Genomic DNA, 12141 nt, shown 5'->3' with positions numbered 1-12141 from the left:
CCAGCTCGTGCCCACCGTCCGAATCCGCCGCACGCTCCCCATTCTCGTCCTCGTTCTGGCCCTCGGCCCCCTCGCTGCCGCGTGCGGCGGGAACGAGAACGGCAGCTTCGACGCACAGCCGGGGACACCGTCGCCCAGCTGCCTGCAGCACCAGCAGCAGGAACCGGGAATCCGCTATACGGCCGGTCAGAAGGCCGACCCGACATCGGTCCTGACGATGATGCGCTTCTACACGGCCAACGGCACCAAGGCGTACTGCGACGGCAAACCCGCGACGGAGACGGACCTGCGCTGGACGCAGCTGTACCGCAGCCTGGGCGGAGACCCCTCGCACGTGGCCGCTCCGTCCTGAGCTCCCTCGCCCGAGGCATCTGTGACACGGCCCAACAGGCCCGCCGTTCGATGGGCCGGCGGGACGAATGTGCCGGGCTCGCTGGTGAGGCCCGATCGCCCACGAGCTGTCCGGCGCACCACCTGATTCGGTGTCATACGCCGGTGGCGCCGTCGAGGCGCTCCCGGAGTAGGTCCGCGTGGCCATTGTGGCGGGCGTATTCCTCGATCATGTGGACGTAGATCCAGCGGAGGTTGACGTCCTGCCCCATGAAGCGGCCGGTGTCGGTCAGAGCGCGGTCGGCGCAGAGCTCGCAGGCGCGGGCGATCTCCGTGTGCCAGGTGGCGAGGGCGTCGCGCAGGGTGGCGCCTTCGGCCAGTTCGAAGCCGCCGTCAGGGGCAGACGGGTCGGCCTGCGGGTCGTAGATCGGCGTGGCCTGTTCTCCTGCGAACACTCGGCGGAACCAGTTTCGCTCCACCTCCGCCATGTGCTGGACGAGGCCGGCCAGGGTGAAGCCGGACGGTGGCACGGGCGCGACGGCGGCCTGCGCATCGTCCAGGCCCTCGCACTTCTTGGCGAGGGTGGCGCGGTGGAAGTTAAGCCAGGTTTCGAGCGTGGTGCGCTCGTCGGCGTTCAGGGGCGGCAAAGGGCGTTCGATGGCACTCATCGGTCGATTATCGCCAGCGCCCGAAACCATCGGCAGGCAGGACCTCCGACAGGGCCGGACGCGACTTGGCCGCTCCCATCCGGTGCCCAGCACGCCCGGTCATGAGGTGCGAGGACGGCCGGCTGTGAGAGCCTCAGGCGACTGCGCCGAGCTCCTGGAGGGCGGCCCGGGCTGTGGCGGCCTGGAGCGGGTTGAAGTGCTCGTTGATGGCGAGGGCTTGTCCGAGTTCGGTGCGGGCCTCCTGGGAGTGGCCGAGCGCCTTCTCGATCATGCCCTGGTGGTAGTGGAACAGGGCGTTGCGAGTGCCGAGCGCGGTGGCTTGGCGGGACTGGTCCAGGGCCTCGGTGTCGCGGCCGCCCAGGTGCAGGGCCCAGGCGTAGGCGTCGTGCATTTCGATGAACGGGCGGCTGCGGAGCCCGTTCTCGCCCAGGGCCATGGCTTTGACGGGGTCGCCGTGGTCGGCTTCGAAGAGGGTCTGGTCGCTGTCTGGGGCGACGCCGTTGTCGGCGAAGAGCTTCTCCTCGCCGCGGAAGACCTGGTACTGCTGCTCGGCGTCCTTGGTGCGGCCCAAGGACTGGAGCAGTTCGCCGAGTTCGAGGACGTAGGCGGGCTGGGGCACTTTGGCGACGGCGCCGGCGTAGTCGGCGAGTGCGGCGTCGGTGTCGCCGAGCGCCGCTTCGGCCTTGGCGCGGCCCGCCAGCAGTTCGGCGGAGCCGGGGGCCGCGCGCAGGCCGGCGGCGGTGTGGGCCAGGGCGGTCTTCGGGTCGCCGTTGTCGAAGGCGAGTTGGGCGAGGTGGTAGAGGGTGAACGCGCGGTCGGCCGGGGTGTTGGCGTCGTTCAGGGCGCGTTTCATGTTCTCGGTGGCGGCTGCCACGTCGCCGCGCAGTTCCCAGGTGTAGGAGGCGCGGGCGAGGGACGGGGTGCCGGGGCGCAGGTCGACCATGTGCTGCACGGCGTCGAAGGATTCGGGGTAGCGGCCGAGTTGGGTGCAGGCGTCGGCGAGGATCCCGTAGAGGGTGGCGTTGTCGGGGTTGACCGTGACGGCCCGCCGGGACCAGTCCAGTGCCGAGGTGAAGTTGTGCCGGGCCGCCTCAAGGGCGGCCATGCCCGCCATGGCCGTGAAGTTCTCCGCCGTCTCCAGGGCGAGCGATCGCTTCAGCACCTCCTCGGCCTTGGGGTAGTACGACGGGTCCACGGTGATCTTGGCCTGCTGGACGTAGTCCAGGCCCAGGGTGCCCAGGGCCGTGGCGTCGTCAGGTTGCTCGCGCAGGTGCCGTTGGAGCGCGGCGATGTGGCCGGCCAGGGCGTCGGAGGAAGCGTTCGTCTCGTCCAGGCTCCCCGCCGCTCGGGTGGCCGGAGCAGCAGTGGACCGGCCGTGCTGGGACGGCGGCGCCAGTCCGAGGCCGCCGGCGAGGAACATGCCCACGCCCAGGACGCCGACGGCCGCCACGGGCAGGAGTCTGCGGCGGCGTGGGCTGGGTCGGAAACGGGTCACGAGGTTCTCCGCTGGGGCGAGGACGTGGACGGGGCGGGCGGCGTGGGTTCGGCGAAGACGACGAGGTTGGACAGGTACTCGTGGGTGTCGTGGTCGTAGGCGCCGCCGCAGGTGATCAGCCGCAGGCCGGGGGTGGCGGTGGTGCCGTAGACGAGGTCGTCGGGGAAGTTGTCCTTGGTGAAGCCGCGCAGCGCCCGGACGGTGAAGGGGACGGTGGTGCCGTCGGCCTCGGCGACGTCGATGCCGTCGCCCGGCCGTAGGTCGGACAGGCCGGCGAACACGGCGGGGCCGGTCAGGGAGTCGACGTGGCCGACGAGGACGGCGTTGCCCGGCCCGCCGGGGGCGGGTCCGTTGCTCCACCAGCCGGCCACGTCGGGGGTCGCGGGGGCGGCGAGGTGCCCGTCGGCCTCGACCTGAAGGTCTGTCACCGCGGTATCGACGCCGATGCGGGGAATACGGAGCCGGACCGGCGGCGCGTGCCGGTCGGGCGCCGGGTCGCCGGACAGTGGCCCTGCGGTGCCGTGGCCGGGCACCGGCGCGGGCGGGTGGGAAGGGGCCGGCAGGGTGCCGATGTCGGGGGCCGCGACCGCAGCGGTCGTCGGGTGCTCGAGCAGTCCTGCGGCTCCCGCACCGGCCAGCGCGATCCCACCAGCCACCGCCAGGACAGCCAGCCGGCGCTGGGTCGACACGGTGGCGTGCCTCGGCCGCCCGCCCCCGGGGAGGGGCGGGCGGCCGAGGCGTAGGAAGCGGGCCACTAGTCGGCGTTGCGCCGGCGGCGCAGCGCCAGGAATCCGGCGCTGCTCAGCAGGACGCCGCCGGCGAGGGCGGATGCGGCCGCGACCGGGAACTTGTCGCCGTGGCCGAGGCCGGCCAGGCCGCCGAGGCCCGCGGCGACGCCGCCGCCGGGGTTGTCGGTGTCGGCCTGGTTGACGGCGGCGGTGTTGGGCAGTGCGACGTAGGGGAAGTGCTTGCCGAAGGCGTGGTCGGCGGCGTTCACGCCGTCACCGGCCGCCAGCGCGGGCACGATCTTGCCGGTCTGGGCCGCGCCCTCCAGGGCCTGCAGCTCGATGTCGACCACGTCGTCGGCGAGCCGGCGGCCGTTGGGGAAGCCGGCGAAGTCCTGGGCGAGGACGCCGAGGCGGTTGGGGGCGTCGGCGGGCGGTACGGCCATGTTGAGGCGCAGTTCCTCGGCCGGGGTGAAGTTGGCCTTGCTGACGTCGGCGTTGAGGAGCTGGGAGTTGAGGTCGGCCTGGATCGGGCCGCCGGAGTTCTTCGAGATCCCGGTGAGGAAGATCTCGACCAGGTCGGTGCGCGGGGTGGCGGGGGCGGCGATGCCGTAGATGCTCTGGATGAGCTTGGGGACAATCGGGTCCTTGACCTTGTCGACCACCGGGGTGACGGTGTGGTCGTTCACCGGGGCCAGCGCGTTGAAGGCGTCCTTGTACTTGAGCGGGACGACGACCTCGTTGACCAGCGGGTTGCCCAGGCGGGAGACCTGGTGCCAGCCTGCGGCCTCGTCCTTCCTCCCTTCGCCGCCCTTGTCGGCGCTGCCGGTGACCTGGGCGCCCTTGCGGTCGGTGGTGGACCAGACGCCGATCACCGGGTTTCGTTCCGCGTCGCCCTTGAGTGCGAGGTCCTTCTTCGGCACCTGGAGGGCGATGGTGTTGACGTTGTAGCCCGCGAGCGTGTTGTGGCCGCTCTCCTTGAGGTTCCCGCCGTAGAGCAGGTCGAAGACCCGCAGGTCGAGGAAGAACGGGTCCGCGGCCTGGCCCGCGTAGGTCTGGCCGCCGCCGGGGAGGTCGAGGGTCGCCTGCTTGCGCAGCCGCTCGTAGTCGGGCATCGAGGCCTTGCCGACGTTGGACGGGGCGGCCGGGACGTCCTTGAGCAGGGTCCTGGCCGAGCCGTCCGGCCCGGTGACGGTGAGGCAGTACGTCTGGGTGAAGTTCAGCGTCGGGTCGCTGAGGTTGTTCACCACGCCGGTGTTGTAGAGGAACTGGTTGGCGTCGTCCTTGTAGTGGTTGGTGAACGTCCAGGTGTAGGTGGTGTCGGGCTTGCCGTCGCCGTCGCTGTCGATCTTGATGTTGTAGTGCGCGTCGTCGGCGAACGGGTAGAAGTTCGGTCCGCCGTTGGGTTCCTCGAACGGGATCCAGTTCGCCACGAGTGTCACCGTGTCGGGCTTGTCCGGGCTGACGAAGGCGTACACGTCGGTGTTGTCGGCGCGCGGGTCGCCCGCGATCAGCGGTGCCTCGCGGTGGCTGGAGGCGGAGCTGACGCCGGGCGCGAGGCCGGCGAAGCCGGCGGCGGCCATTAGGGCCAGGACACCCATGCCCGCGAGCGGGCGCTCGGCGTGCCGGGCGATGGCCGGCAGGCGGGACGAACGAGGAAGCTGCATGATCCGTCTTTCGTGGCAGCGGCGGCTCCGCGAGGCCACCGCATCAGGCGGCGCCCGCGCGATCGCGGCCGGCGTGGAGCACCGGTGTGAACAGACACAGGCGCCATGGCAAGGCAGAGGCGCAACGGTGACGGCGTGTGCGCTCGCCTAAACGTGTCGGCCGAGCGCCCGGCGGCTCGCGCCGTGCCCTCGACAGCTGTCAGGTCCTCACGGGCCGTGCGGCCCGCTCACCACGACAACACTCAGAGCAATCTCATGACTACTTAATGAAGCCATTCGTGGGCGGGTCGCCTCTTCTGCTGATTGAACGTCAGCTCTCCACGGCACCAGACTCCCGGTCCGTCCGGGACGTGGTGAGAGCGTCGACCCGCAGGTGCAACGCCGCGCAGTCCAGTGCGCCCAGCCTGGTGCTCCGCTGGTCACCGAAGCGGTGGGTGATGATCCCGGCGCGGGCGGCCGCACGCTCCACGGCGCTCTGGGCGACGGCGACGAACTGCCGGGCCTCCTCCCGGGCGGCGTGGTCGGAGACGGCCCCCAGGAGCCGCAGAGCCAGGCCCGCCGTAGTGCTGTCGCGGACCGTGCACAGCCGGCTGAGCTCCCAGATCCGCTCGTCGCACGGGGCGGGCGCTCCGCGCAGGGTCTGCGGGAAGACGTCGCGCAGCATGTAAGGGCCGGTGGTCGGCAGCATCCGCACGCAGCCCGATACCCTGCCGGACAGCTCGTGGTAGGCGATGGCGTAGACAGGAGCCGCATCGTCGAACACATCCCGCTCGCGCCCGTCGCGGCTGCGGACCTGCCAGTGCAGCCGTTCCTGGAAGACCCGGTGCCGCAGGCGGAACATCGCGTCCACCAGCACCTCCGCCAGCTCCGGCTCACCCGCCCGCCCCACCACGACCCGGTACCCGCCCGAGGCGTCCCGCGACCTGCCGTCCGCGGCGGGTGCGCCCAGCGGGGCGCGTCTCACCGCCCGGCTCCGCCCTCGGCCGCGCCCCGGCGCCGCCCTGCCCCTCCCGCCGCCTGAGGGCCAGTCGGTCCCGCAGCAGCCGGATGCCCAGGACCAGGGCGGACAGGGCGAACAGAATGGCAGTCACCAGCAGCCAACGCGGCAGGAACACCGACTCGTCCAGCCCGGTGGTCGCTGCGAACCCGTCGACCAGGCCCAGGATCAGCGGCAGCCACACCAGAAACAGCACCGCCGAGCCGAACGCGGGGAAGCGCAGGTAGTTGATGTACGCGGGCCGCGAAGGCGCGTCCGTGGTGGTGGCCGGGAGCACTGCCTGCGCACCGCGGTCCACGGCCGAGTACAGCGGGAAGAGCAGCAGGTCGTGGACGACGGCGGCGCCGGCGAACCAGAGCGCCACCCGCAGTGCCTCCTGGTCGAGCAACCGGCTGCCGGCGTACCAGGCCAGGGCGAAGCAGCCCGCCAGGGCCAGCAGGTGCAGCGGGCTGGAGCCGTACCAGCGACGGAAGCGTCTCACCGCGTCACCTCCGGAAGGCCAGAGAGGACACCCACTTGGTGTTGTGAACCCCGGGGGGCAGCGGGAACGATGGTGTGGGCCGGAAAGCCGTGGTCCGCCGACAGATCGGCGCCGTTCACACGCAGGGCGAGCAGCGAACGCGGATCGTGGACCTGGTTGCGGGCCAGCACCGCACTGCGGAACGATCCCTCGCGCTGCACCGACTCCACCAGCACCTCGGCAGCGTCCGGCACGCCGGCCTGGCCGCCAGGACCGCCAGCGGCACACCGGTCCACAACTGGTCGTCGGTGGACCACCCCTCCACACAGGCGATCGGCAACGCGGAGGTGCGCTGCTCCAAGGCCAGCAGGTCCTCTCGGGTCAGCACCAGGGCTGCCGGACCGCCCGAGAGTCGAAGGCGCCACGCCGAGCCGATCTGGTCGGCTGTCACACCGACCCCTCGGGCGGTCTTGTTGATCTGGAAGCCGTTGGGGCCGCTGCCCGGATCCTGGCCGCGCGGCGCCAGCAGAGCGGTGCGCCGCCAGGCTCCGCCGATGCTCTGACCTGCGGTCAGCACCAGCAACGTCAACGAGCCCCCTGCGGTCAGGGCCAGCGCGCCGCGCCGCGAGATCGTCGCCGCGGCAGGGCGTTCGGCGACCAGCCCGTCGGCGTCCGCCTCCTCGGGGAGGGTTTGGGCGGTGCCGGTGGCCAGCACCGTGCGCAGCCGGCGCGAGCGCAGGGCCGCGACCATCCTCGGCAACTTCAGCGCCACGTGGACGACGAACGCGCCCAGGAACACCCACGCACCGTAGAAGTGGACCGTGTAGAACGAGCCGGGGAAGACGTAGTACAGCTGGACGTTCAGCACGCCGGTGACGAACTCGAAGATGGCGCCGCCCACCAGCAGCAGCAGCGACAGCCGCTCCAGTGCCTGGGCGATCGAGCGCACCGGCGGCCAGTCGAACAGCTTGGGCAGCACCGACCAGAGCTTGGCCAGCAGGATGGGGACGAGCGCCACCCCCAGCGTTACGTGCACGCCCTGGTTCAGCCGGTACAGCCAGTGCGGGTCGGTCGGCCACGTGAACAGGTAGAACCCGAGGACGCCGTGGTCCGGTGTCTGGTCGTTGACCGCGTACCGGGGGCTGTAGGAGGCGTAGGACAGTAGCCCTGTGGCGGCCAGCACCGTGATCCCAAGGAGCAGCACTGCACCGAACACCGCGGTCAACCACGGTCCCCGCAGCGGACTTCGCCAGAACCCGCGACGGAACGGCCCCGGCGGAGGGTTGTCGGCAACCCGCGTGTTCAGCTCCTCCACCCCTCGGCCAAGCGGGTGAGACGCACCGCGAGCAGGCGGCGTACCGACTTCCCGCGGGCGGCGGCCGAACAGCCGTGCGAGGCCGCGCCGGGGTCACCGTCGTGTGCCATCACATTCCGTCCTTCGTGACGCCCCGCCAGGATTTCCCGGATTCGGGAGACCGTCGGGCTTGCTGCCGAACGCCTAAGACGCGCTTCGGCCCGTCCGGTTCGGCGGCCGCCATGCCGCCTACCGCCGCCCACCCCCCGAGCAGTTCGCTCGCCGTGCGGGTGTTCGCGGGATCGGCCGCGGCGGTCATCAGGTCGGCTGCCTCGGCCTCGCCGGTGTGCGGCGGGACGACCAGCAGATCCAGGCGCCGAGGTGTGTAGGAGCGCACCATGACCTCGTTCTCGTCCTGCTCCTGGAGGAACCAGCCGCCGTGGACCACGTGGCCGGCGACGGGGATCAGGTGGGGGATCACGGGCCAGTGGGTGGGGTTCAGCACGACGCGCGTGACACGCCCCCACCGCGCATCCAACTCAGCCGCCAGTGGGGGTAGTTCGGTGAGGAGATCGTGCGAGCGTGGCCACCAGGCTCCGTCCAGGCGGCCGCGGGAGGCGCCGTCGGGGGTGAGTGAGAGCCGGAGGGCCGGTGCAGCACCCGGCTGTGCGGGTACCTCAGCGGGTTGCAAGCGGTCGAGGGTGACAGTCATGTCATGGACCCGTCTCCGAGCCCACTCACGTGGGCCCGGGATTGGTGGTCGCCGGAGACGAAACCAGTATCGGGGCCAGTTCACGAAGTGCCTTCGGTAGGTCCAGCCTACTCCGACACGGTGTCAGACCCACTATGGCAGGAGCCGGGGCACGGCCGGAGAACATGTCGACGGCGAGGCCGGCGTCACCTTCCTCGGCCGAGCCGGCGCGGCAGGTGCCCACAGCAGAGTGGAAGCCGGCACGTCGGCGCCGACCGCTGCTCCTAGAGGCTGAGGAGGCCGATGGCGTGGCCGTCGTGGTCGACCACGGGCCAGGTGGTCAGGCCGCGGGCGCGCATGGCGGTGGCCGCGGCGGCGGCCGGCATGTCGGGGGTGGCGAACGGGGCGCGGTCGAGGGCGATGTCGCGTACGGCGGTGCGTTCGGTGTACCAGGACCGTGCCTGGAACGGCGCGAGGTGCAGGCGGGTGAGCAGCCCGGCGCAGCGGCCGTCGTCGTCGCGGACCAGGACGTGGTCGGCGCCGGAGCCGTTCAGGATGTCCGTCGCGGTGTCGGCGGTGACGTCGTCGCTGATCTGCAGGTCAGGGGTGGTCATGAGGTCGCTGACCGTGGTGGTGGCGGTGGGGCGTTCGAGGGTGGTGGTCATGGGCGGACTCCTTCGCGTCGCTCCCGCCGGTGGTGGCGGCGGTCCGGGTGCTGCAGTGGGGGTGGGCCGGCCGTACTGCGGTCCGGACCCGTGCGGTGTGCTAGGCGGCGAGGACGACGCGCTTCGGTGCCGCGCTGCGCGAGCCGGCGGCGGTCCGCGGGGTGCGGCCGGCCTGGGTGGGGCGGCCGCGGCGGCCGCGGGTCGTGGCCGAGCCGCGGCGGGAGCGTTCGGTGACGGGGTCGGCGATCACGGTGGGGATGCCGGTGGGCACGCGGGCGCCGGTGATGCGGGCCAGGTCCTCGTCGCCGGCGCTGACCCTGGTGGTGACGGGGGTGATGGCGGCCGTGGCCAGCATGCGGGCCATCCCGCGGCGCTGGTTGGGCAGCACCAGGGTGACGACGGTGCCGGACTCGCCCGCACGGGCCGTGCGCCCGCCGCGGTGCAGGTAGTCCTTGTGGTCGGCCGGGGGGTCGAGGTTGACGACCAGGTCGAGCCCGTCGACGTGGATGCCGCGGGCGGCGACGTTGGTGGCGATCAGTGCGGTGACCTGGCCGGTGCGGAACTGCTCCAGCGTGCGGGTGCGCTGCGGCTGGGACTTGCCGCCGTGCAGGGCGGCGGCCTTCACGCCGTTGGCGAGCAGGTCCTCCACGAGGCGGTCCGCGCCGTGCTTGGTGTCGGTGAACATGATCACGCCGCCGTCACGGGAGGCGATGTGGGCGATCGTGGCGTTCTTGTCGAAGTTCTGCACGTGCAGCACGTGGTGCTCCATCGTGCTGACCGCTCCGGCGGACGGGTCCACCGAGTGGGTCACCGGGTCCTTGAGGAAGCGGCGCACCAGGCGGTCGACGTTGCGGTCCAGGGTCGCGGAGAACAGCATCGTCTGGCCGCCTTCGGCGACCTGGTCGAGGAGTTCGGTGACCTGCGGCAGGAAGCCCATGTCGGCCATCTGGTCGGCCTCGTCGAGCACCGTGATGCCGACGCCGTCGAGCTGGCAGTCGCCGCGCTGGATCAGGTCTTTGAGCCGGCCGGGGGTGGCCACCACGACCTCCGCGCCACGGTTCAGCGCCTGGGCCTGGCGCCCGATCGACATGCCGCCCACCACGGCGGCCATCCTCAGGCGTACCGCGTGGGCGAAGGGGGTGAGCGCGTCGGTCACCTGCTGGGCGAGCTCGCGGGTGGGGACCAGTACGAGCGCCAGCGGGCGTCGCGGCTCGGCCCGCTGCCCGGCGATGCGGGCCAGCACGGCGAGACCGAACGCGATGGTCTTGCCGGAGCCGGTGCGGCCTCGTCCGAGGACGTCACGCCCGGCAAGCGAGTTCGGCAGGGTCGCGGCCTGGATCGGGAACGGAGTGGTGACGCCCTGGCGGGTCAGCACCGCCAGCAGCGCCTTCGGCATCTCCAGTTCGTCGAACGACTCGACGGCCGGCAGCGCCGGGGTGGTGCTGACCGGCATCGCGAACTCGCCCTGCGGGGAGGAGTTCTGACGGCCACCCCGCCCGGAGGAGCTGCGGCCGCCGGCCGGCCGGTCACCGTAGAAGGAACTGCCGCCGGAGCGGGATCCGTAGGCGGCGGCGCCGGAGCGGGAGTTGGAGCTCTGGTAGGAGGAGCGACGGGAGCGGTTCATGTGGAGACCTTCCTCAGGGCGGCACGTCACGAGGAAGGCTCCGCAGCGCGGGGCGCCGGCGGAGACCGCAAGTAAACGGGCCAGAACGTGTGACGGGCGAAGCGTGGACGGAAGAACCATGCGGCACGTCACCTGGGGTCGACGCTCACCGAAAGGGTCGGGAGCGCGAACCTCGAACCGTGGGATCTCACGGCAGGGCGCCGATCCGGACGCGGCGCCGGGCGTCTCGCGTGGGGATGGCCGCCAGTGGCGAAGCCAGGGGGCCTGAACGGCCGGGGGTGTGCAATGCGGAGGGGCCCGCACCGAGCGTGTACGCGGTGCGGGCCCCTCGCTGCCAGGCGGGTGCCTCGGCAGAAAAACTACAGCGGACGAATGTTCTCGGCCTGCGGGCCCTTCTGGCCCTGCGTGACGTCGAACTCGACCTTCTGGCCCTCGAGCAGCTCACGGAAGCCGTTGGCGTTGATGTTCGAGTAGTGGGCGAAGACGTCAGCGCCGCCACCGTCCTGCTCGATGAAGCCGAAGCCCTTTTCCGCGTTGAACCACTTCACGGTGCCATTAGCCATAAAAAATTCTCCTTCAGGGGGCTGTCCGAAGCGCGCACAGTGCGGGCTTCGAGTCGCCGCGATGATGACCCACCCGGGAAGTGCCGGGAAAGAAAAATGCGCCTGCGAAACATCAGCAGGCGCACACAAAGTTCATGGGAACCACTACTGCAACTAAGACGACTCTAGCAGGCTCCGGCCTTCCGTGGTGGATTATTTCACTCCCGGTTTTGCAGGGGCCTCCCCTCGGGCCCGCCGCCCCCGAGTTGCCAGGGATGCCAACGCTCGCTGTGGGCAGGGTGGTTGACGGCATGGCGCTTGTCCGGGGCGGCGGCTCCACTGGCAGCGCGACATGGGTGAGCCCCGAGGTGCGCCGCGTGGACTCTCGCCGCTGCGGGCCCGGGCCGGCCCCGCCTCCGGTTCCGGTGGAGGCAAGGGACGGCACGATTCGAATTCCGGCCCGTCCACATTCGAGTTCCACCGAAATGCCCCGCTCCCGCGATTTCCGGTGCATACTGCAAGGAATGACGAAATCAGCAGCAGTCCGCCGGCCCCTGCCCACCAGCCCCTTCAAAGTCCGGGTCCAGGCGCCGCTCAAGCGGTTCGCCGTCGGCGACCGAGTCACCCACGACCGCTATGGCCTCGGCCGGGCCATCGGCGTCGAAGGCGACGGCGACATCGCCGTACTCGTCGACTTCGGATCGCGGCAGGAACGCATCACCCAGCCGTACGCCGCGATGTTCAAACTCTGACCCCGGGCGACCCGCGCTTCTTGGCCGATCGTGCCGCACCGCTCGCGGGTGGTCCCTGCGCCGAGGCGACGGTGCACCGTCGCCTCGGCATCATCCGGGGGCTCCTGCCCCGGCCGTTGATCCCGATGGCCAGGTCGAACGGGCCTCGCCGGTCCCTGCCCCGGCGGTAGCCGGAACGGAACATGATGGCGGCCGGGCGAGGACCTGATCAGGCCGACGCTCCACGCCTCC

At 71.4% G+C, this 12141-nt stretch carries 12 protein-coding genes and 1 pseudogene; 2 read left to right on the top strand and 11 right to left on the bottom strand.

What is annotated here, in order from left to right; translation table 11 throughout:
- Positions 1-7 precede the first annotated feature (7 nt).
- Entirely contained in the window at positions 8-352 is a 345-nt protein-coding gene (locus CFP65_RS01940) for a hypothetical protein (protein ID WP_158701980.1), read from the top strand.
- A 133-nt stretch (positions 353-485) separates the two neighbouring features.
- Here the strand turns inward: CFP65_RS01940 and CFP65_RS01935 are convergent, their stop codons facing one another.
- The 11 genes and pseudogenes from CFP65_RS01935 to CFP65_RS01885 form a co-directional block, all read right to left on the bottom strand.
- Entirely contained in the window at positions 486-998 is a 513-nt protein-coding gene (locus CFP65_RS01935) for a DinB family protein (protein WP_104814448.1), read from the bottom strand.
- A 133-nt stretch (positions 999-1131) separates the two neighbouring features.
- Positions 1132-2448 carry a tetratricopeptide repeat protein gene (locus tag CFP65_RS01930; RefSeq protein WP_254552166.1) on the bottom strand — a complete coding sequence of 439 codons (1317 nt, stop codon included), beginning with the start codon at positions 2446-2448 and terminating at the stop codon, positions 1132-1134.
- A 41-nt stretch (positions 2449-2489) separates the two neighbouring features.
- Positions 2490-3182: a class F sortase gene (locus tag CFP65_RS01925; RefSeq protein WP_158701979.1), complete on the bottom strand. Its 693-nt coding sequence runs from the start codon at positions 3180-3182 to the stop codon at positions 2490-2492.
- A gap of 65 nt (positions 3183-3247) precedes the next feature.
- Positions 3248-4885, bottom strand: a complete 1638-nt coding sequence (locus CFP65_RS01920) for a DUF4331 domain-containing protein (protein WP_104814446.1) — start codon at positions 4883-4885, stop codon at positions 3248-3250.
- A gap of 310 nt (positions 4886-5195) precedes the next feature.
- Positions 5196-5849 (bottom strand): acyl-homoserine-lactone synthase, encoded by a 654-nt coding sequence (locus tag CFP65_RS01915; protein WP_104814445.1) that lies wholly within the window; start codon positions 5847-5849, stop codon positions 5196-5198.
- Complete coding sequence (locus tag CFP65_RS01910; RefSeq protein ID WP_371682345.1) at positions 5758-6363, bottom strand: hypothetical protein; 606 nt, start codon at positions 6361-6363, stop codon at positions 5758-5760. The genes CFP65_RS01915 and CFP65_RS01910 overlap by 92 nt, the downstream gene beginning before the upstream one ends.
- Before the next feature lie 4 nt (positions 6364-6367).
- Positions 6368-7648: pseudogene (locus tag CFP65_RS01905) on the bottom strand (molybdopterin-dependent oxidoreductase).
- A 118-nt stretch (positions 7649-7766) separates the two neighbouring features.
- Positions 7767-8348 carry a DUF5994 family protein gene (locus tag CFP65_RS40435; RefSeq protein ID WP_254552165.1) on the bottom strand — a complete coding sequence of 194 codons (582 nt, stop codon included), beginning with the start codon at positions 8346-8348 and terminating at the stop codon, positions 7767-7769.
- A 263-nt stretch (positions 8349-8611) separates the two neighbouring features.
- On the bottom strand, positions 8612-8992 hold the full coding sequence (locus tag CFP65_RS01895; protein WP_104814443.1) for a CBS domain-containing protein: 381 nt from the start codon (positions 8990-8992) through the stop codon (positions 8612-8614).
- 100 nt (positions 8993-9092) lie between these two features.
- Positions 9093-10616, bottom strand: coding sequence for a DEAD/DEAH box helicase (locus tag CFP65_RS01890; protein ID WP_104814442.1), 1524 nt, complete (start codon positions 10614-10616; stop codon positions 9093-9095).
- Between the two features lie 359 nt (positions 10617-10975).
- On the bottom strand, positions 10976-11179 hold the full coding sequence (locus CFP65_RS01885; RefSeq protein WP_099897249.1) for a cold-shock protein: 204 nt from the start codon (positions 11177-11179) through the stop codon (positions 10976-10978).
- Between the two features lie 503 nt (positions 11180-11682).
- Here CFP65_RS01885 and CFP65_RS01880 point away from each other — a divergent pair.
- Positions 11683-11910 (top strand): hypothetical protein, encoded by a 228-nt coding sequence (locus tag CFP65_RS01880; RefSeq protein ID WP_104814441.1) that lies wholly within the window; start codon positions 11683-11685, stop codon positions 11908-11910.
- The last annotated feature ends 231 nt before the right edge of the window (positions 11911-12141 follow it).

Origin of the sequence: Kitasatospora sp. MMS16-BH015, assembly GCF_002943525.1 — a bacterium.
Lineage (GTDB): Bacteria > Actinomycetota > Actinomycetes > Streptomycetales > Streptomycetaceae > Kitasatospora.
The sequence above is the reverse complement of the archived record's forward strand: the minus strand, read 5'-3'. Positions and strand labels throughout refer to the sequence as shown.

What these genes read in the sequence shown, in the direction of transcription:
- CFP65_RS01935 (WP_104814448.1), bottom strand. Translation starts at nt 998, where the DNA reads ATGAGTGCCATCGAACGCCCTTTGCCGCCCCTGAACGCCGACGAGCGC.
- CFP65_RS01920 (WP_104814446.1), bottom strand. Translation starts at nt 4,885, where the DNA reads ATGCAGCTTCCTCGTTCGTCCCGCCTGCCGGCCATCGCCCGGCACGCC.
- CFP65_RS40435 (WP_254552165.1), bottom strand. Translation starts at nt 8,348, where the DNA reads ATGACTGTCACCCTCGACCGCTTGCAACCCGCTGAGGTACCCGCACAG.
- CFP65_RS01895 (WP_104814443.1), bottom strand. Translation starts at nt 8,992, where the DNA reads ATGACCACCACCCTCGAACGCCCCACCGCCACCACCACGGTCAGCGAC.
- CFP65_RS01890 (WP_104814442.1), bottom strand. Translation starts at nt 10,616, where the DNA reads ATGAACCGCTCCCGTCGCTCCTCCTACCAGAGCTCCAACTCCCGCTCC.
- CFP65_RS01885 (WP_099897249.1), bottom strand. Translation starts at nt 11,179, where the DNA reads ATGGCTAATGGCACCGTGAAGTGGTTCAACGCGGAAAAGGGCTTCGGC.
- CFP65_RS01880 (WP_104814441.1), top strand. Translation starts at nt 11,683, where the DNA reads ATGACGAAATCAGCAGCAGTCCGCCGGCCCCTGCCCACCAGCCCCTTC.